Origin of the sequence: Antarcticimicrobium luteum, from assembly GCF_004358185.1 — a bacterium.
GTDB lineage: Bacteria > Pseudomonadota > Alphaproteobacteria > Rhodobacterales > Rhodobacteraceae > Antarcticimicrobium > Antarcticimicrobium luteum.
Map to the genome: position 1 here is coordinate 1 of NZ_SMUV01000056.1, position 20,191 is coordinate 20,191.

Annotated in this window: 17 protein-coding genes and 1 pseudogene; 8 read left to right on the forward strand and 10 right to left on the reverse strand. The window is 56.5% G+C overall.

Annotation, left to right across the window (positions count from 1 at the left end; translation table 11 throughout):
* Positions 1-44: 44 nt before the first annotated feature.
* Genes E1832_RS06205 through E1832_RS06220 form a run of 4 tightly spaced genes read right to left on the reverse strand, consistent with a single transcriptional unit; the run spans position 45 to position 5,278 of the window.
* Positions 45-284 carry a hypothetical protein gene (locus E1832_RS06205; protein WP_133358871.1) on the reverse strand — a complete coding sequence of 80 codons (240 nt, stop codon included), beginning with the start codon at positions 282-284 and terminating at the stop codon, positions 45-47.
* A gap of 23 nt (positions 285-307) precedes the next feature.
* Entirely contained in the window at positions 308-1,300 is a 993-nt protein-coding gene (locus E1832_RS06210; protein ID WP_133358872.1) for a class I SAM-dependent methyltransferase, read from the reverse strand.
* On the reverse strand, positions 1,297-2,055 hold the full coding sequence (locus E1832_RS06215) for a sulfotransferase (RefSeq protein ID WP_133358873.1): 759 nt from the start codon (positions 2,053-2,055) through the stop codon (positions 1,297-1,299). The genes E1832_RS06210 and E1832_RS06215 overlap by 4 nt, the downstream gene beginning before the upstream one ends.
* 13 nt (positions 2,056-2,068) lie before the next feature.
* On the reverse strand, positions 2,069-5,278 hold the full coding sequence (locus E1832_RS06220; RefSeq protein WP_133358874.1) for a glycosyltransferase: 3,210 nt from the start codon (positions 5,276-5,278) through the stop codon (positions 2,069-2,071).
* Between the two features lie 262 nt (positions 5,279-5,540).
* Here E1832_RS06220 and E1832_RS06225 point away from each other — a divergent pair.
* The 6 genes and pseudogenes from E1832_RS06225 to E1832_RS06250 form a co-directional block, all read left to right on the forward strand.
* Positions 5,541-5,657 (forward strand): annotated as a pseudogene (locus E1832_RS06225) (IS5/IS1182 family transposase); the annotation flags it as partial.
* A 181-nt stretch (positions 5,658-5,838) separates the two neighbouring features.
* Positions 5,839-6,099, forward strand: a complete 261-nt coding sequence (gene tnpB, locus E1832_RS06230; RefSeq protein ID WP_133358875.1) for an IS66 family insertion sequence element accessory protein TnpB — start codon at positions 5,839-5,841, stop codon at positions 6,097-6,099.
* Between the two features lie 225 nt (positions 6,100-6,324).
* On the forward strand, positions 6,325-7,677 hold the full coding sequence (locus tag E1832_RS06235; RefSeq protein ID WP_133358876.1) for an IS1380 family transposase: 1,353 nt from the start codon (positions 6,325-6,327) through the stop codon (positions 7,675-7,677).
* Positions 7,678-8,499: 822 nt separating this feature from the next.
* The gene (locus tag E1832_RS06240; protein ID WP_133358877.1) at positions 8,500-10,386 is read left to right on the forward strand and encodes a glycosyltransferase family protein; all 1,887 of its coding nucleotides are present in this window, start codon (positions 8,500-8,502) and stop codon (positions 10,384-10,386) included.
* Positions 10,383-11,654, forward strand: coding sequence for a polysaccharide pyruvyl transferase family protein (locus E1832_RS06245; protein WP_133358878.1), 1,272 nt, complete (start codon positions 10,383-10,385; stop codon positions 11,652-11,654). Before E1832_RS06240 ends, E1832_RS06245 begins: the two co-directional genes overlap by 4 nt.
* A 19-nt stretch (positions 11,655-11,673) precedes the next feature.
* On the forward strand, positions 11,674-12,504 hold the full coding sequence (locus E1832_RS06250; RefSeq protein ID WP_133358879.1) for a sulfotransferase family protein: 831 nt from the start codon (positions 11,674-11,676) through the stop codon (positions 12,502-12,504).
* 6 nt (positions 12,505-12,510) lie between these two features.
* On the opposite strand, the gene E1832_RS06255 is transcribed toward E1832_RS06250, so the two are convergent.
* Complete coding sequence (locus E1832_RS06255) at positions 12,511-12,954, reverse strand: GDP-mannose 4,6-dehydratase (RefSeq protein ID WP_165978813.1); 444 nt, start codon at positions 12,952-12,954, stop codon at positions 12,511-12,513.
* Between the two features lie 14 nt (positions 12,955-12,968).
* Between E1832_RS06255 and E1832_RS06260 the strand changes: the two genes are divergently transcribed.
* The gene (locus tag E1832_RS06260; RefSeq protein ID WP_133358881.1) at positions 12,969-13,574 is read left to right on the forward strand and encodes a calcium-binding protein; all 606 of its coding nucleotides are present in this window, start codon (positions 12,969-12,971) and stop codon (positions 13,572-13,574) included.
* 148 nt (positions 13,575-13,722) lie between these two features.
* On the opposite strand, the gene E1832_RS06265 is transcribed toward E1832_RS06260, so the two are convergent.
* From E1832_RS06265 to E1832_RS06280, 5 genes are all read right to left on the reverse strand, one after another.
* Positions 13,723-14,751 (reverse strand): hypothetical protein, encoded by a 1,029-nt coding sequence (locus tag E1832_RS06265; RefSeq protein ID WP_133358882.1) that lies wholly within the window; start codon positions 14,749-14,751, stop codon positions 13,723-13,725.
* A 213-nt stretch (positions 14,752-14,964) separates the two neighbouring features.
* A complete protein-coding gene (locus E1832_RS22450; RefSeq protein ID WP_206021010.1) occupies positions 14,965-15,105 on the reverse strand; it encodes a hypothetical protein in 141 nt (46 codons plus the stop codon).
* A gap of 743 nt (positions 15,106-15,848) precedes the next feature.
* Positions 15,849-18,044: a helix-hairpin-helix domain-containing protein gene (locus E1832_RS22695; RefSeq protein WP_133358883.1), complete on the reverse strand. Its 2,196-nt coding sequence runs from the start codon at positions 18,042-18,044 to the stop codon at positions 15,849-15,851.
* Between the two features lie 2 nt (positions 18,045-18,046).
* Complete coding sequence (locus tag E1832_RS06275; protein WP_133358884.1) at positions 18,047-18,793, reverse strand: PP2C family serine/threonine-protein phosphatase; 747 nt, start codon at positions 18,791-18,793, stop codon at positions 18,047-18,049.
* 4 nt (positions 18,794-18,797) lie between these two features.
* Entirely contained in the window at positions 18,798-19,475 is a 678-nt protein-coding gene (locus tag E1832_RS06280; RefSeq protein WP_133358885.1) for a vWA domain-containing protein, read from the reverse strand.
* 184 nt (positions 19,476-19,659) lie between these two features.
* Between E1832_RS06280 and E1832_RS06285 the strand changes: the two genes are divergently transcribed.
* On the forward strand, positions 19,660-20,190 hold the full coding sequence (locus tag E1832_RS06285) for a hypothetical protein (protein ID WP_133358886.1): 531 nt from the start codon (positions 19,660-19,662) through the stop codon (positions 20,188-20,190).
* The last annotated feature ends 1 nt before the right edge of the window (position 20,191 follow it).

Below are 20,191 nucleotides of genomic sequence, written 5' to 3' on the forward strand. Positions count from 1 at the left end.
GGGGGGGGGGGAAGGGCGACTTCCGGACCTTCGCTGCGTCATGCTCAGATGGCCGCAACGCGCAGAGAGCGCCCTTTCCAAAGTCGCGGAGGCCGAGAAGGGTGAAAGAGCAAGGCCGGCCCATACCGGCCATTCGGCAGGATGCCGCCGCCGCGTGGCCGGTTTTTATTCCGCCGTTGACGCTTGAGCCGGGCAAAGCGTTCGACTTGCTGGGTTCCGAAATCCTTGAGTTTCTGGCCACCAGGAAAGCGCTCGGTCTCGTCAGCCGTGAAATGATTGAACATGCGAGTGTCTCCGGAAAGTGGGTTCAGTCTTCGGATGGCGCGACCGGTCGCACCGCGAAACCGGGAGTCATGTTGCCCCAGATGACGGGTTCGGCCGGAACGTCAGCCTTTCGCGTCATGTGAGCAAAGATCATCGTCGGCTTGATCCGGTCCGTTTCGAGCAGCAATTCGTTGGTACGGGACAGGAAGTCCACCAGCGCCTTTTCGCCGGGGTTTGCCATGTCGATACTCTGCCCATAGCCGCGATCAAAGATGACGTCCATGAACCCGCCGCCAGCCACGAATTTCGAGAAATCGAATTTCTCGATCAGCAGGGGCAGGATGTCCTGCGCGCGAATCCCCTCGAACCCCGATTTCGAGCAGTCGAAATTCAGGTATTTCTCGTGGAAGGCGTTGAACTGGAAATTGTATTTCCAGTGTTCCGGAACGAATTCCCACGCCAGTTCGGTATATTCCAGCGCCTCGGGCCAGCGCATGTGGCCGTTGCGACCGATCATATCGATCGTGGCGAAGACCCCGTCGGGTGCAAGACCTTCGGCGATCTGGTCGAAAAGAAATTCCAGCTCGACGATATGATGCAGCACATGATGGGCGAACATCATGTCGAACGATCCGGGAATGAAAGCCCTGTTGAAGTCGACAATGTGAAATTCGAACCTGTCTTGAAGACCTTCGCGCGCCACCCGTTCCCGCGTTCGCTGTTGCCGGATGTCGGACAGTTCGGTGACATGAATGGTGAATTCAGGCTGGCCCCGCGCGATCAGGCGCTGTGCCAAAGCCAGTTCCAGTTGGCCATCTCCGCTGCCGATTGAAAGGATGTTTACATGATCCTTATCGGTCGGAATCGCGCTGAGATACATGTCGATAAAGTGGTCGACGCCAAAGACATCCCGCATCTTGGGTGTCATGTAGTTTCGCATCCAGTACTTATGCGCATCAGGCGGGAAGAAACGCAGCGCGTTATTGGCGTACTGGTTTATCTGTTCCTGAACCTTTTTTTCGTAATCCATCGTCATACCTCGAAGAACCGTGCATGTTGCGTTTTCGAAAAATACTCGGCCAGTTCGCTAAAGTTGGATACGAGCGAAGGCAGGTCCTTATTGACGACCTTGCGCAGTTTCGAGGTCAGTTCCTGCGGTTCAACCCCGAGGAAGCGCTGGATCGCTTCAAGTGTCTGGTTGCGCTGATCGCCGGCCAGCTCTTCGTAGGTAACCTCGAAGATTGGGTGGTGTTGATACATCTTTTGGAAGAAAACATAGCGCGCCGCGCTTCGATCCAGATCGATGTGGCATTCCTTGACTGGAATTTCGACCATGTCGAATGTAGGCCGTGCCTCTTCGGAATGTATTTCCGTAACCCGTGTCACTTTCGTGGCGAAATACCACGAGACATAGCGCTCGAAAAGGTTATCGCGCCGCAGATGGATGATCTTGATATCCGTGTCGCGTCGGATCGTTTCCCGGGTTTCCGCGAACTTGGGAAGGAACAGCTCTTCATGTTTGAGCTTGAGCCCGACTGCCTTCTTGCCCTGCGCATCAAAGACATACTTGTACAGGAACGCTGTCTGATGCTTGTCGCGAAAGCGCGTCAGGGCGCTGTTGCGTTCCTCATTCTGGATAAGTGCCGTATAGCGCCCCCTCAATGCACTCACACGGTTGGGGTGGTAGACTTCGCCATGACTCTGGATGTCGGGATGCGACAGAAGACTGGTCTCCAGAAGCGAGCTTCCTGTGCGTGCCGCGCAGGTGATCATGTACAGGTCTGATCTCATGGTATGAAATTCCTCACGAATGTCTCTCCGGCAGGAACATGTCTGCCGCCTCGAAGGCGGCGCGCATGGCGATGCGGCCGCGTGCGAAGGAATAGTTTTCGGCCATGTAGCGCCGCGCCGTCTCTGACATCGCCTGCCACAGCGCGTCGTCCTGGTTCAGGCGCGTGATCGCCTCGATCCACTCCTCGGGTGTGCGCGCGATGAAGCAATCCTCGCCGTGGCGCAGCCCGACCCCCTCGGCGGCGACCGGCGAGAGCACGCAGGGAATGCCGCGGGCCAGCGCCTCGAGCACCTTGCCCTTGATGCCCGCGCCCGACAGCAACGGCGCGACGAAAACGCGGTGCGGGTCATAGGCGTCGGCCACATCCTGCACGAAGCCAGCCGGGTCCACGCTGTCGCTCTCCAGGGCCTTGATCTCGTCGGTCATGCGCGAGCCATAGACCGACAGGACCAGGTCCGGCTGGCTGGCGGTGAGGCGGGGCATGACCTCATGCACGAACCACAGGACGCCCTCGGCATTGGGATGGTGCCGGAAGCTGCCGAGGAACGAAAGCCCGCTACGCCCGGCCAGCTGCGGCTCCTGAGCGGGCATTTCGACGACCCAGGGCGCGCGTAGCACCTTGGCCTTGCCTTCGCTATAGGCCTCGATGACGGCGTGTTCCGATTCATTGTAGCTCAGCACCACGTCGACCTGGGCGATCACGCTCATTTCCTGCTCGCGGGTCTGGCGGGCGTCTTCGAGCCGTTTCTGATCCCCATTGGCCGATGCGGCGCGGATCTCGCGCAGGAAGTGCAGGTCGGCATTGTTGAACAGGACCTTCGCGTCGGGGGCGAGCGCGCGGATCTGGCTCAGCACCTCGAGGGCGACGTAGTAGCGGGTGATGTAGAAGGCGTCGAACTCTGCCGCGCGCTGGTTCAGGAAATCCTGCATCGTCATGTAGAAGGGGGAATAGATCATTTCGACCCCGAGCTTCTGCAGGTCCTCGGTGTATTTGCCCAGATGCGCCATGTTGGTGGCGACAAAGGTCACCTTGTAGCCGAGCGATTGCACGAGGCGGATTTCCTGAATCGCAGCGTAGGAGCCCGCGTCCTGGTCCGGCCGTGGCGTTGTGTAGTCGATGAAAAGGACCCGCCCGGCGATGCCCCGATCCTTTTCGAGATCGGGCTTTTGCGCTTCGCGACCATGCTGTGCATAGGCGTTGACCCAGCGGCGCTTGAACTTGGGCCGGTTGACCTCCTGGTAGCGCTTGAAGCCCTTGGTGACATCAGTGCCTGAAGTCATCCCCTCGTAATGGTAAACGATCGACGAGGGCACGAACCAGGTCGTGTAGCCCGCGTCACGCACCTTGAAAGCGAAGTCGGTATCCTCGAAATACATCGGCTCCAAATAGGAAGAGAGACCACCCACTTGCTTCCAGACGGATTTTGGCACCATCATCGCCGCACCCGACAGGTAGTCGGCCTGGCGGGCGTAGCAAAAGCGCGGCTCATCCGGGTTCTGGCGGTTGCCATAGTTCCAAGGATTGCCCGATCCCCAAATGATGCCGCCACCATCCTGCAACCGACCGTCTGGATGGAGCAGCTTGGAGCCCGCAAGGCCCACGCGGTCGAACCGTCCAAAGCAGGCGATCAGTTCGTCCAGCCAGCCCACCGTTACCTCCACGTCGTTATTGAGCAACACGATATAGTCGCCACGCGCCAGTTCCGCCCCGGCATTGCAGGCGCGAATGAAACGTTGCGGCTCTGAGTTATGCAACACAGTGATACCCGAGACGATTTCTTCGAGTTTAGCGGTCTCGTCTGTGGAGGCGTCGTCAACCACGATGACTTCGAAGCTGGCCTCGTTCGGCGCTACCAGCAGCGAGCACAGCGCTCGGTAAGTGACTTCGACCTTGTTATGCGCAGGGATGACGATGGACACGTCGGGGTTTTCGATCTGTGGAAACCGTAGCGGCTTCAGGCGGACCTTCTCGTATCCGGCCTCGACCGTCTCCAGTGCATGGGATAACTGCGCAAAATCCATCCCTGGTCCAGCTTTGGCGAAGAGCGCTCGCAGACTCGCGTAGCGCCGTGGCGTCTGGGCGAAGATCGAGGCAGGGAAGGGAGCGGCGCTTTCACGCTGCATGATATCGGCCGGGGTCAGGATCGCCGGCACAAGGATGAAACGTTCCCAGTAGGTCACCGTACCAGATTTGTCACGCAGGCTGAGAAGATGGGTGCTGCCATCGAGATGCACATTAGGCACCCGCACCGGGTTACTGCCTGGCTGTATTGCGATCTGCCTGTCGGGTTTGCCATCAACATAAAGACTGAGCAAGGCCTCTGACTTGCTATCTATGAAGAGCGTATGTCCATACTGGTGATCGACCTGGATGTCGGGTGCCTCGCCAAGTGTCAGGTTCGCGCTGCGCTGGCCGCAGCGCAGCTTAATCGTACTGCCGGGCGCTGGCAGGGCGGGCAGAAGTGCCGAGAGCCAGACCCCGTCTCCTGGGACGCTGGGGCCGATTGCCACATTCGGTGTAAGGGTGGCCGTCCCATGCGTTCGACGTTTGGTCACGTGGTTGTCGGCAAGGAAGACGAAGGGCGCATCGTCGCTGCCATCGTCGACATATCTTTGGTATGCCACCGCTATGCGGATCTCGATGCGCCCTGTCCAGTTCGGCAAGGGCAGGGCGACCTGCTGGTAGTTTTCCGTTAGTTGCCCGCCGCTATACCCGGATTTGAAGGCCACCTTGTGGGTTTCGGATTCGTCGCTTTCCACATGACGGAATTTCACGATCAGCGTGGCCTCGGCGCGGTGCGTCGCTAGGTATGTTTGGAATAACAAGCCAGGTCTATTAGCCTCGACGATAATTGGTCGCTCAATCTCGACCCGGCAGGGAGCCTCGCGCCGGGTGAAATTCAGCTGTAGGGTCTGGCTGCCAGACAAGACCCAGTCCTTCAGCTCGTTGACCCAGAGCTTGTAGATCTCCCCCGGAGCTCCTTCGGGCGGAAGCGAGCGGGTGCGACTCTGTAGATCCAGAGTCTGCAGGCTATACTGGCTCGGGAGCGTGAAGGCTTTGAGCGTCTCGGTATCTGCGGGCTCAAGCAGGGCGCGTGCGGAACCGATGATGGCTTCAAAGGGTTCTTTCGGAAGACGAGAGAAATTTGCAAATACTCTACGGTCTGCGAGCAGAAGTGTGTTCAGATCGGAAATGTCACTTGTAGTGTCCTCTACTATCATAATCCTATCCTTGATACTATGCCGTGTGCTGAAGTTGGCCGTGGGGCGTATGACAGATCAGTGTTGAAATTTCCAACATCTTCTCCAAAGCGTGTAGCCGCCCAGACAGTCGTTGCCAAGTTGTATGGCCTGGTTTTCTATTGGGGCCCGCGAATTCTGTGGAAATTCTCTGGCGGCGCGCTCCGGGCATGTGAAGGGCGTTGTTGAAGAACTTTGTCGGCGAGGGATTCACTGTGCGAATCCATGCGCTTAGACGGGTGGAATGACGAGGCCCAAGCCTGCCCGCTACCGCACGAAGAACTGGTCGAGTTACAACGCCGCGCTCAAAAAGCGCGGCTCGCTGCTGATCTGGCTCGATACGGAGATGACCTGGCACGCGCTGCATTAGGGACGACCGGGGCGAAGCCGGCCCGGCCTGCAGCCAGCCCGAAACGGCGCGGCGGCGCGACCAAGTCGAGCAGGATCGAGATGGTGGTCGATGGCGTGACCCTGCGTGTGCCGCCGGACATGGATGAGGCGCAATTGACCCGGATGATCCGCGCGATCCGGACGACATCGCAATGATCTCGCCGGCTGGTGGGCTGCGCGTCTACGTGGCCACGCGCCCGACGGATTTCCGGAAGGGCATAGATGGCCTGGCGCTGCTGGTTCAGGAGACGATGGGCCTCGATCCGTTCAGCGGTGCGGCCTTTGTCTTCCGGACTTCCCATAATTTCTGCTCCTGGTCGCTGCCACGAAGAGCCGGATGGAAGCCTATTCACAATTTTCGTCAACATGGCGAAGGGCGGAATTACTTGGTCACGCCGGTCAAGCTGGTGTAATTTTCCTGATGCCCTGATGCCCTGATGCCCTGATGCCCTGATGCCCTGATGCCCTGAGGTCATGATCAGGCAGCCGCGAAATCTTGGCTGATGCAAAATCCGTCGCCCCGTTTCTAGGATTTTCTTATGGACCCGCATTTCCCAAGTAACTTGACGTTTTCGCACCTCCGATTGCCAGTAACGTGTTATATTTCAGCATGTTAGTCGGGCTGAAGGTGGCGGATTATGGATCACCCGGAGGGTGCACGCGAAACAGGTGATGGGCGGCTTGGTTTTGACCGCCGGGTGCGGCTGGAATTTCGTGGCACGCAGCTCAGTTCCGACGGCGGTCTTCTGGTGATGCGCGAGTTGGATGACGTGCTCGGGCTGTCTGATCTTGCGTCTGGGTCTCTGCGCGACAACCGCCGTGGCAAGAACACCGTTCACCGGCTTGACGGGCTTTTTCGACAATCGGTCTATGGTCGGCTTGCTGGCTACGAGGACGTCAACGACGCCGACCGACTGGCTCTTGATCCCGTTATGCGCCAGGTCGTCGGTTGCCGTGCCGTCGATGCGCAGGCGGCCTCGGCCTCGCAGATGGGGCGGTTCGAGACCGAGACGCTGGCCTTGGACGAGAACCGGGAGGCGCTGGCCGACCTGAACGGCCAATGGATCGACCGGTTTCACGACCGGACGGGGCTGAAGTATATCGTGCTGGACATGGATAGCTCCGTCAGCCCGACCCATGGCGATCAGGAAGGGTCTGCCTGGAACGGGCACTTCGACTGCACCTGCTACCACCCGAACTTCCTGTTCAACCAATTTGGCATGCTGGAACGCTGCGCCCTGCGGCATGGCAATGTCCACAGTGCCGATGGCTGGCGAGGCGTCCCTGATCCTGTCATCGCGCGGTATGCCGAACGCGACATCATGCGGTTCTTCCGGGCGGATGCCGCCTATGCGATCCCCGCGCTGTATGAACGCCTTGAAGAGGCTGATTACTTCTACACCATCCGGTTGCCTGTCAACAACGTCCTGCGCGAGAAGATCGCGCATCGGCTGACGCGGCCTGTGGGGCGTCCTTCACAAACCAAGGTCAAGCGGTTCTTTGAGGATTTCCATTACAAGGCGCAGAGCTGGGGGGACGAGCGCCGTGTGATTGCCAAGATCGAATGGCATCCGGGCGAGTTGTTCCCTCGCGTGGGCTTCATCGTCACCAACCTGCCGATGGAGCCGGATTGGGTGGTGCGAATCTACAATCAGCGCGGCACCGCCGAGCAGCACATCAAGGAAGGCAAATACGCCTTCCGCTGGACGCGCCTGTCCTGCAAACGGTTCCGCGACAACGAGGTGGGGCTGCAACTGTATGCGCTGGCCTACAATCTGGCCAACTTCCTGCGCTGCATCGAGCTACCCGAGGCAATGGCCGACTGGTCGTTGACCAGCTTGCAGCTCAAGCTGATCAAGATCGGCGCACGTGTGGTGCGTCACGCCCGCGCCATAACCTTCCAACTCGCCGAGGTCGCGGTGACCGGCTCAATGGTCAGGGCCATCCTTGCCGCCGTTCAGCGATTGCGGGTGCCGCCGTTATGCGCGTGACCGCGATCCCGACCCAAACTAAGCTAAATCGGCAGCACAGGTCCGTTCGCCGCGCTGCAAAACGTGGCCGCATTACCAAGGTGACGCTCCTTCGCGGTCCGATCCACCCACATTCGAGCGCTCTGACGGCCGCAGTCGAGCCTGAAAGCGCAGAACACTTGATCTGGCGGCAGAATCAGGCAAAGTTGATGCTAAGCGGCGGGCTGCTTGGGGAATGTCGGGAGAACGCGGTGTCGTGCTGGCGCTGGATTGTGGATTTGACCAAATATTGTACCAATCAGAAATCAACTGATGCAATCCCCGCAAACTGGACCAGTTTGCGGGGATTACATCATGAAGACCTAGGCAGAGGTGCCACTCACATGCTATCGGAGCATATCTCTTGGGCCTTGATCGTCGCTGGCCGTTTTGTCCGAGCTTTTTTCGGCGATCTCCGAAGAGGCAGCGTGCAACAGATTCTACGGGACATTCGAGACGGATTAAGAGGGTTGGTTCGACTTATGAAATCTTTACTTGAATTACCCCAAGGAAACTTTATTCCACGATGCTATTCGGTGTAGGTGAATTCTAACGCAATCTAAGAGAGGATAATAAAACTATGATTCAATGTGAACTTGAAGATGGACGAATGATGTATGTTAATATGGATCGCATCATTAGCATCAGCGAACGTAAGGAAGGGAAAATGGCTCTTGGCCAATTCGATCCGAATGGGGAGCTCAAGTGGATCAGCGTTGAGCGCTTTCAGATTATCAAGACGGGTACCTGGTACAAATAGAAGTATTATTCCGGCCTCGATTAGGTGAGCGTGACTACTTAGATATGAAAAAGACTTTGGTATTTAGCTTAGGTCAAGGAGGCTACGATAAAGCCTTTTCACATGCTGTTGAAAGCCAACGGGAATATGCCGCAACGCACGGGTACGACTATGTTTGCGTTGCGGAACCGGGTGGCCCTACCCTCGGGCGGGAAAATATCTGGCTCAAAACGCTGTTGCTATACGGTGCGCTACTGAAGAATGACTATGTACTGTATCTGGACACGGATGTCAGAGTTCAGAAGAGTTGCCCGCCAGTCCGTGAAGCAGTGTCCGACGATGCGCCAATAGGGGTTGTTGCGGGGCATTCAGGGCGCGTGAATGCCGGTGTCATTCTCGCGCAGCGGAACCGATACGCACTCGATTTCTTTTCTAGATGGGCAGCCAGCTTGGGCAAACCGATAGCCTCCCATCACGACGTTGGCTGGGGTGAAAACGGCCATCTCATCCGTCTTATTGAGCAGTTTGGCGTGCAGCTGCTTGACACGCGCTGGAACAACACATTCGACCCTGCGCTTGCTGACTACATGCGCCATTACACAGGGCCATTGCGTAATGAGTACCTGTTCGAGGGGGAAGAGAAAGAGGCTTGGGATCAGATCCTGAATGCCTTGACTGTCTCGAAAGAATCCGGCCCGGTCGACATCATCACATCCTACGCAGAATTGAAGGATGTATATGCCTATTCCGCACCCGCCGAGCAATTTGCGTCTTTCGACGAATGCTGGGAGCAGATCCGGCAACTCGTCTTTCCTAGTCGAGCCCAGAGTGCTTCGGCGGGAGATTGGGACAAATACAATGTTTATGTGGCTGAGGAAGTGTCGGATACCTCGCCCAACGCTTATGTCACCACGCTACGCGACGGGTTGGAGCGCGTCCTTGGAGCGCGGAACGTTAAAACCGGGGTAGACGCGTTCTGGAATCATAACTTCTCGACCGGAGATGTCTTGCATATTGAGTGGATCGAGTCCCTTTTCAGATGGAAGGTGCCGAGCGAAGAGACACTTGCGCAGTTCGAAGCCCGCATGCATGAGATCGCTGCAACATCGCCGATCATATACACGGCGCACAATTTCGACCTGATGCCGACATACGGCGATAGCCGAGTCAGGATGCTACAGTCACTAGCGGACAACGCTTCGCTCGTCTGTCATTTGAGCGAAGCGAATATCGAGCCGTACAACCGCCACCACGCGGGAATTACAGGACTCAAGGATGTTCCGACGGCGGTCGTGCCGCATGGGGATTACCAACCCTATTTCCGCCTGGAATCAGAACCTTTCGAGGACGCGGCCCTGCAGTCGGAAAAGATCAAGATCCTCGTATTCGGTCATATCCGGACGGAGCAGGAACTGAATTTCTGCTTGGATGTGGGCAAGGCCCTTGGCGAAGATAGGTTCCAGTTGATCTTTGCGGGGGCGATCCATCCCGACATCCTTCACTGGAAAGAACTTCACCGTTTTCGCGATGAATGGGACGGGGGCGCGCGGCGTATTCATCTCAAGGTGCCGAACGAACAGGTCGTCAGTCTAGTTAGCCAATGCGACGGAATGCTCGTGCCACGGTTCGATCGGTTGAATTCAGGTGTACAGTTTCTCGCATATTCAATGCTCAAGCCGGTTTTTGTTCCTGCCCAGAACTCGATGGAAGAGGTGCAGAATGTTGCGGTTGGCGCTGGCATTTTTGCCTTGGGCGATGTTAGGGGCGCAGCTGAGATGATCCGCCAGAACTTTGACAGCGACATCTCGACCCAAATCGCTCAAAGCTTCCGCATCCATTCGTTCAACTACAAAAGGCAGGACCCATACGTCGTTGGATTGGCTCACCGGGCGGCCTATCAAAAGGCCGTTGAATCCCAAAAGTTGCGCAAGGCAGAATTGGTGACCCAATGACCTCTATTTATGTTTATTCTTGGAAGCCCGGGAGCGGTGTGAACTTTGGTGACGAGATCGGCCCGATGGTCGTCGACGCCGTGTGCCGCAAATCCAGTATCTCGCTTAAGATCATACCATCCGGTCAACCTTTGAAGGCCAAGATTTTCGCTGTTGGATCCGTCCTCCACGAAGCGCGTGGCTCCGACGTCATTTGGGGCGTTGGCGTCAATTCGAAACATGCCAGCATCTTGCCCCGCAGTTCTGATATCCGTTTCAATGCTGTGCGGGGCCCGCTGACCCGTTCCGTGGTGCGCGATCAGGGCTTTGAATGCCCCGAGGTTTTTGGCGACCCCGGTCTACTGTTCCCTATGCTATTTGATAAGGAGATTCGGACCCGCCGGGGAGAATTGGAACGGGCCGCTCATGATCTGGGTGTCAGAATGCCTGAGACGATTGTCATTCCAAACATCAATGACGATCGCTTTCTACCCTATTTTTCTGAGCCACAGCTTGACGGTAGCATCATGTTCATTCGGCCACATCTCGACCCGATCACCGTTGCCGCATATATCTCGGCGTCGAGCCGGGTCATCAGCAGTTCCCTGCACGGGCTGGTTTTCGCAGATGTCTACGGCAGGTCGACTACGCGCATGACCAGCCAGTACGAGGCAGAGTTCAAGTACACCGACTATTATGAGGGAACGGGACGGCAAACACCCAAAAGTTATCCGGACCTTCAACGTAGTTTGGATGGCGAAGAAACCTCGCGTTTGGAGTGGGACCCGGAACCTTTGCTAAAGGCGTTCCCGCTTTTTGACGAGGAACTTATCGATCGGCTCAAAGTTGATCGCTTTGAAATGGAGCCGAACAAGACATATGAGGTCGCCGAACTTGAGCGGGACAAATCGCCGCTGGTCGAGGGATGGGCCGATCCAGAAAATGGAAGCGCCTGGTCCGTGTCCGAGTGGGCGAATTTTGAGTTCTATGTCAAACAGACACTCTCTCAGGATAGCTTCTTGCGCTTGAACGTTGGCACTTTGAGCAAAGGCACCGGTGCCTTCACGCTCCTGCGCGTTGTCCACAACGGCGCTGCGGTTGAATCGCACCGCATCGTCAGGGGCGAAAGTGGAGCGAAAATTGACATCTCTTTGCCCAAGCCAGACGCAGGCAAGAATTATATGATTAGATTCAAGATTGAAAACGCCTCGAGACCGATTGACTATGGTATTGGTCAAGATGCCCGCCCGCTTGGGGTTTGGGTATCGAACATGACGCTGGTGTCATAGATCTTGATTGAGGGACCTGATGGGCAGAGTAAGATCAATTCTATTGGCTGGTTGTCCACGCAGTGGGACGTCTTGGATTCATTTCCTGTTAGCGTCCCATCCTGATGCAATTACATGTCGTGAAACCCATGTGTATGACAAATATGTCGGTCCACTGAAAAACTGGTACGATCAAGAATTCGTGCTCGAGGGCAATGATGGATTGGGGGCGCTCTTCAGCGAAGACGAGTTTGTGCAAGAAATCCTGGCACCGATTGTTGAGAAGACGTTTGACAAAATTGCGGCCGACACCCAGGGCAAGGTTGTTGTCGAAAAGACCCCCGGCAATATGCTCTGGCATCACCTCATAGCACGAATTCAACCGGAAGCCCGCATACTGTTCATCATTCGCGATCCGCGTGCCGTATATGCGTCGTTCAAGGCAGCAAGCGAAAACGCCTGGGGGAGTTGGACCCGAAAAGGTATTGAGGAATTCTGCCGATCCTGGAAAGAATATGCGACCGCATATCTCGCCGCAAAAAGCTACCGTAGCAAAGACAGCCTCATGTGTGTTCGCTACGAAGACATGAAGATGAACGGGAAGAAGGAGCTGACGCAGATTTTCGACTGGGCCGGCCTCGAAGCGCCAGAGGATGTTGTCGACGAAGCGCTCAAAAACAACACAATTGCCAGCCTGAAAAAATCAGAACCCGGGACGATTCAGCACGACATCCGCCCCGGATTCTATCGCAAAGGCAATGCCTATGCCTGGGTCGACGAACTGTCACTCAACGAAATCAGGCAAATCGAAACTCACTGCATGAACCTCATGACAATCATGGGTTACAATCGGCACGTTCCGAAGAAATAGCTGGGCCTAGAGGAGGTCCGCCATGCCCAAGATTTGCGTCAGCCCTTCACGTAGGCTGACGGTAGGTTTCCAACCCAACGCATTCTCAGCGCGCGAGATGTCAAGCTGATAGTATGTCGGCTCGTTTTTGTCGGCCTCGACATATTCTACATTCAGCGTTCGACCGCTAAGCTCTTGAACTTCAGCAATTAGTTCATTTATTGATGTTCCCCGCCCCGTGCCGATATTGACGACGCCTGCACCGCCAGCATCAATCGCGGCTGCGATAGCGCGTTGTACATCAACGACATTAACGTAGTCGCGCTGCATGTTGCCCGAACCGAAAATCTTGAATGAATCTCCGGTTCGCAACGCGTTGACCAGCGTGGGGATGACACCGAAGCCGGGTTTGATGGCCTGACCTACACGATAAGTATTCGTTACCCGGAGAATCGAGGCTTCATGTATCAAATTTCTATTATAGTTTGACAGGAAATGAAAGCAACAACGATATCATTGGCGGGTTGGGGCTGGATGTAATTTCAGGCCTGAAAGGCGACGACACTCTCTTAGGGGAGGGGGGAGAGGACGCGCTGTATGGTGGGGCTGGCAATGACATGCTCAAGGGGGGCCTTGGGGATGACCGGATCTGGGGCGGAGCCCAAGCCGACAAACTTTTCGGTGATGATGGCAATGACGAGATCTGGGGCGGAAACGGGCGCGATAGAGTCTGGCTAGGTAACGGCGACGACATCTTCCGCGATAACGCGCAGAATGATGCTTTTGGCGACGATATCATTTTCGGAGGTGCTGAGAACGACAAGATCGCTATAGGCGGTGGCAACAACCGACTGGAAGGGGGCGTGGGCTCCGACCTGTTTCAATTCGACGCGAATGTAGCGACATGTGCCAACTTGATCACTGATTTCGTTCGAGGTGAGGATCACCTGCAAATCTCAGGCATGACTTGGGGCGATTTGAGGCTTTCCGGAGTCGGCAGCGATACGCGGATCATTTGGGATACAGGTTCGGTCACACTCCAAGGAGTCAGTGTCGCCTCGATCGCGTCGGACGATATTCTCTTCATCTGATGCCGGTCTCTTTTTTTGGGGGCTCGGTTGACCTAGTAGCGCAACCCCGCACCGCCGGTGAACCGCTCCAGCGCCGCCTGGCCTCCGGCCCGAGAACGGTCATGATGGTGTTCAAGCGTTTTCCAACGATGAACTTAACCCATTGATTTCATAGTGTCACTGTTCGGTCGGTTTTCCAACATAATCTATTGGGAACAAAAGAAATTCCATGTCCCTCACTGTCTGCAAGCACTTCCATCATTCCCTTGTAGTGGGCGTCATAGGGAATTGCCCTTCCCGCTTGATCCCCCCATACACGTCGGGCGCCTTGCTCAATGCTGAAGAAAGCGGCAACGAATGCTTTTGCGGAAAGAAGGATCCGATCAAGTTCTTCGAACGAGATCTCGAAGCCTTTGTTCCCACTGATACCGCCGCGGCAACGGAATCCATTTTCGGTTAAAATGTAGTCCGAGTGGCTGATAGCATTTCGCAGTTGGTTGTTGTAGAAATCGTCGAAAGTCGACCCCACCCCGAGTCCGGCCGCATCCGAAAGCGTTTTTATGATCTCGATTTTTCGGCCAGTCGACACCCCGCGTTTTTTGAAAGCTTTTTGCTCCCCCTTCGGCAGGTATTCGAAGTACGGGTTGGGACTATATCCGCCACCAGTCCTAAACCTCAGAAGATTCAGCAAGACTTCGTACGGAGCATCCATCTCTACAATGTGGGTGTAGATCAAGAGCCCTAGTCGCCATTGGGTCTCGTCAGGATTGCGAAACCATTTCCTTGGCAATTCCAGCCTGAAGAAAACATTGAGGTCATTGAGGACTGCACGAGACTCTGCATATGGATCCCAGCCCTTGTCTTCCATCCCAAGCACGCGCAAGAGTGAAGCGAAATACTTGATGATGTCATTGCTCACTGGGTCTTTGGGAAGAAATATCGGCTCCAATAGATCAACGTAGCTATCGCGTTTGACATTGAATGGGAGCCTTTTGTAGGCGCCCCTATCAACGCGCTGAAATAATTCAATATTTCCCGCCGAGTTCCCTTGAACATGCTTGGACAAAAAAGAGCGGCACTGCGGCAATGTATATTCATGACAAGCTGACTGCACGTCTGCTGCACGAAATGGTTCAAACAGCCTTTTGTCGAGGATTGCCTTGTCGATAGACCTGTAGAACTTTTTGTGATCTGCCATGAATTGCTCGCCTACCTCCGCGCCGTCGCAATGATAACTTGGCGGACTCGCATGGGCACCCTTTTTCGCATGGCAACTTTGTCCGCACAGCCGACATTCAGGCGATAATGATGCTGCGTGACACATGAATGACCGGTTCGGGGAAGCCGCACCGCGGCGTCGGCATGGCAAACGAATGTCCGGTGAGGGCCGTTTTCGTCCTTGCGGGCTACTTTAGCATCCCGCATAGGCCCCGCCAGAATACCTGGGCCAGTCCAGCGCCCAGCCGTCCGCCACCAGCGCGCAGGCCAGATCCCGGCCGTCCGGCAGATCGCTGCGCGCCACGATGCGGCGATAGCGGTCCACGTCCTTCACCTCGCACCGCAGATCGGCCCCGGCCGCCATCCTTCAGTGCGAACCAGGCAAAGGAGGGTCGCGCCGCGCGACTTCGTTGACGTGCGCCTGGCGCCCGGAAAAAGTTGTCAAACTGTATGGTAACGCATTGATTTATATAGCACGTGGTTTTGGCAACTATTCGCCTCAAGTCGTTGATCTTACCTGAAAATGTAAAATCCTACTGGGTGCACCACCAATCCCTTTCCTTCCATTAAATCAAATATCTGCGGGCCTCTGTTGACGTTCCGGCCAGATGACTTTTGCGCGGCTGAAATAGCGGGAAACGCCCCCGGTCGAGCTGTGCGGGTGAGACCGCCGGAAGACGCGGAAGGGCATCCCGAGCCGCCGGACGGTGGTGATTTTCGTCGCGGTCCGATACCTTCGGCGGGGACAGTCGGCGGGGACCGTCCCCCATCCGGGACATCGGCCGCGCGGCGCAACACCTCGGGCCGGCTGCAACATCTTGTTGCGCCGCCCCTCAAAATCGGGGCAAACGGCCCTGAAATCGAGTGAAACGGATCAGACAGAGATGAGATCAGAGCCAGAAACGCCCGGGCAAACGGCCCTGTCGCGGGCCGCCCGCCTCTCCGTCGCGCCGATGATGGATTGGACGGTCAGTTCGGAAATGTGAAAAAATTCAATGCTTTGAGATTTGGGTTCTCGCAGAGTCATACGAGTATGCCGATTTTCAGAAATTGTACCGCCCCGGCGAAAGATAGGCCTCACGGATTGTAACGCGACCTCCCCGACACATTCCGCGTCCCTTTACAGTAGGGATAGCCCGAACATCCCCAGAACTGATTTCCCGCGTTTCGCCCTCTGCGGGCAGTTCGCTTCACCATCGGCTTGCCACAATATGGGCAGTCGGGGGTGTTGCCAGTACTCGTGCGCGTAGTGTGGGTTGGCGAAGCAATGCGCGTTGCTCTGGGCGGTTGGGTTGTTGGTTGAGATGGCGGTGGTACTGTCAAAGCTACAGTTGAAGCCGGGACCGATGCACCCAACTCCCGCAGGTCTTGTTCAGCTTGGGAGCGGTCAGCAAGAGCTTCAGTCAGCCCCCTGTCGATTCTGGCCTTAGCAGGCAATGCGTCCAGCCGTGCCTTGGCATTTCTCAGGGTGCCGAGTCCATTGCGGATCGTAGATTCCAGTTTGGATTTTTCCGCAGCGAACCGACTGCGCAGTGCTCTTTCATCTGCTACGTCCTGAGCATTCGGCGTCCGGTCATATCTGAACCGTGACTCGTGTCCGCGCCGCCATGCCACCAGTTTGCTGGTCATAACCTCTCCAAAACCGGGGACACGCATGACCGCAGATTGTGTCACATCGGCGGCGGTCTCGATTCCGAAAGAAATCAGCGTTGCCGTCTTGGCCGGGCCGATACCGGAGATATTCGCACGGCGAAGAGAGAAGCCGTCAAGATAGGCCTGTCGCTGACGCGTCTCCCTATTAGACTTCATCACCATCAATTCGCGTGTGAGCGAGTCGTCAAGGCCTTTGTAGGCCGTGATAGCGCCATCTAGGTCGCCGCGCACCTTCAGAACCTCGGTCGTGCCGTTTCGCTGAACAAAGGCGTTCAACTCGCGCTGCACGCGTTCATCGGCATCCTTGAAGCTCTGTTGAAACGGGCCGGATGATACCTCACGATCATTGAACGTAGTCCACCCCCAGATCGCCAACCCAATCCAGATGTAGAACACCGGCGCGGCGTAGATGAAACCGGCAACTGCACCGCCCATCATCAACAATCCCAAGAATGCCCGCCCTCGCTTTCCGCTCTTCGCTTCACGTAATGCGTTACTGGCACCGCGCGGGGCTGCCACTGCGGGAAGCAAGTCCGCGACTGTTGGGAAGCGGAATGCCAGAATCTCACGGATTGCCTGTTCTGTGCCACGAGAATCGGTCGGGATGTTCGGTTCTACGCCGGTTAGGTCCGGGAACATATCAAAACCGCTGTTGGCGGTGAGCTTGCACCAGACACACCCACCAGCAGTTCTGGGGTAATAGTGCGTTTTGACTTTACTACAACGGTTCAGCGAACCTTCCAGAGAGTTTAGCGCGCGAATCCAGTCCAGCGCACTCGGACGTGCGTCCGGTACAAGTCCGAATGCGGCCTCGAATGCGCGGGAGATACCGTCCGGGAACATGTCGAGTGTAAGCGCACCGGGGGGCGGGGATGTTTGTGTCGCCGCTTGCCGGGTGAGCGAAAAGGCAAACCGGTTTTGGGCGATGGCTTCGCCCATCGAAATATCAGGCCCTTTGTAGCGCCCTGCGTAGGGGTGACGGCCCATGAACAGAAGGTGAAAGATAGCAACGGCCAGCCCGAAATTGTCGTGTTCTATGGTGCGCCGAACGGATACGAGGTTTTTCCCGTGTAGTTCAGGCGGCGTGAAGTCAGGTACCCCCACTACACAGGGATATGACTTGCCGTTCAGGCTGAACTGGAAGCTGTCCGCGTCGATCAGCGCGACGGTCGCATCCAGCGCGACCAAAACACCGGAATGGTTCAGGTCGCCGATGACACACCCTGTCTGGTGCACCTTCCCAACAGCGCGGGCGACGTTCATCGCGGCGTGGACCATGAACCGATAATCGGACTTCGGGAAATGGCGCTGGCGAGACTTCGGGCTGTATAGCTCATGCAACGGGCGGTAGCCCGACACAAGCCGCATGACGAAACCAAGGAAATTACCGCGACGGTCGGTCGCCACCTCGCCGGGGTAGGCGACAAGGTCGGTCTTGACGGCAAGCCCTTCGCCCACCATCGCCCGCACCTTGTCTTCCCGTTTAGAACGCAGGCCGGTGTTGTAGATTTTAACGGCCAGCCCGGAGCGGCCTTTGATCGCGTAGACTTCGCCTTCACCGCCCTTGCCGATCAACTCGGCAACCGAAACCCGATCCTTTCCGATGACGATTTCTTGCACGATCAGCCCCCGGATATGAGGATGAGTGTCTTGTCATCGTCAGTGCGTTCGCAGACCGATGGACCGGCAAGGTATGCGGCCAGCTTCGCCGATAGTTCGACAAGGCGTCCCTCGCCCGGAGCGGAATCTACCGGGCGGAACATTGGGTCGAAGAACCGAGGGTGTGCGGCCTGTTCCAGATGCGACAATGCCAGATCGCCAACACCATCGGAGAATAGCGCGAAGGCATCGTGGTCGCGCGGGTCTCGGGTGATGTTCAGGCGCGGTTCAGGATCATCTGTCACAAAGTAGGTGGTAGACGCATACTCGCCGTTCTCGGGCCAGCACAGCACCTCCCATTGGGTGTCTTTCCGGCCCACAACGGCGCTATCGCCGACGTGCAGCGTTACAGCTTCATCCGGCGTGACAACGATTGCCGCCAACGTCGCGGCGAATTGCCGAGGTGTAGAGTCCCGCTGCGTAGCTATTGCCGATATTCGGTCCCGCAGTTCATCTATCCAGTCCGCCAACTCTTCATCGGAGGGCAGGTTTGGATTTGCGCGAACCCATTCCCGGAGTCGAACCGAAAGGAAACGGCAGGTAAGCCATGCGCCATACGCACCGAATTTGGCGCTGCCTGCGCCATCTGAAACAATAGCGAAAACGCCGCCGTTTTCGAATGCGGCAACAGCGTAGGCATCTTGCAGCTTGTCACCATTCCAAATGTGCGACGTTCCGATTACGGACGCGGACGCCCACCGCCAAACCACGGGGTCACCCTGCTACAGCCCAGCCATCCGGGGCGGTCGGGCTGTCGAGCGGAACGGCATCGCCGGGGTTGGACTGCGAAACGGCGCTAAGCGAACTGGAAAGCCACTGGAACAGTTCCTTGAACGCCAGCCCTTTCAGCTTGAGAGGCTGGCGAGTGGCAATCTGGCCAAGCACATTCATGTCCGCCTGTTCCACGCCCACGGCGTAGAACATGAATTCCTTGCGCTCTTCGCCTTGGTGGACACGCTGTTGTGCCTCCTGCCAACTGTCGGTCGGGGCACCATCAGTAATGAGGAACACCCACGGGCGGTAATACTTGACGCCATTTTCACGATAGCGGTCCTTGCGCTGGCGGAGCATGTTCAGCCCTTTCACAATCGCTTCGCCCATTGGTGTTGCGTTATCCGCCACCAGAGTTTCGGGGTAGAAGTGGTCCACCGTGGCGAAGTCGGACTTGATCTCCACCGGCCCGAAAGTGACCATCGCCAGTTCCACCCGCTTTGCGGCCATGGGATCATTCATGAGTTCCTCCCGCAATGTGGCCAGCCCTTCGTTCAATTCCGAAATGGGCGCGCCGCTCATGGAATAGGAGGTGTCCAGTAGCAAAATCACCGGACAACGTTGTTCCGGGTTTTCCGCGAATTCCGCATCACTGAATGGCTGTTGGTCAAATTCATCCACGTTTTCACCTCAGACGCTATAGTTTCACTGGGCCGAAAAAGGTCCATTTTCTCGCACCCTACCACCGTAGGGTGAGCGCGGGAAGCGGTTATGTCTGATGAGTGTTTCCCCCCTTGTATCTTGATTGTGGGGCGCGAAGTTCATAGTCTCCGCGTAGAACAAAACGCGAATTTAAAGGCTGCACATGGGTCATGCTATCGAGCTAACAGAGGAAGAGTCGTCGATCCTGTCCGAAATCGAATTGAATCAATCCAAGCTGGACCACGACCAATACAAGCGGCAAGGGCCGTTGGTCTTGCAGCTATTGAAGTCTTTGGTGGACCGGGGTGCGATACCGGAAGTCCGGCTGCGCTATTGGTCTGATCCGGAATATCAGGTTGGGCGGTTGAAGGCTTCGCACAAAGGCTTGTTTGAACGAAACGGACAGCGGGGCGACGAAATCTACACGCACCCTCACTTCCTGAAATACCTGCGCTACTTCCTGTTTGGCGCGCAGTTGCCTGCAGGGGTGATCGCGGAGTTTGACGGGGTGGTGGGCAACCCGGAATGTGTTTCATGCGGCGACGTTACCGACATTACTAAGGGCACACGGCGCATCGTTCGGGAATACGGCTTGCAGGGCGAAGATGAAGAGTTTTACCGGCTGGCATTGGATGTGGGTTTGCATCAGTGGTTTGCCAAGGCGGTGCGGGATGCGGTGAAGCAAGTGCGATAGG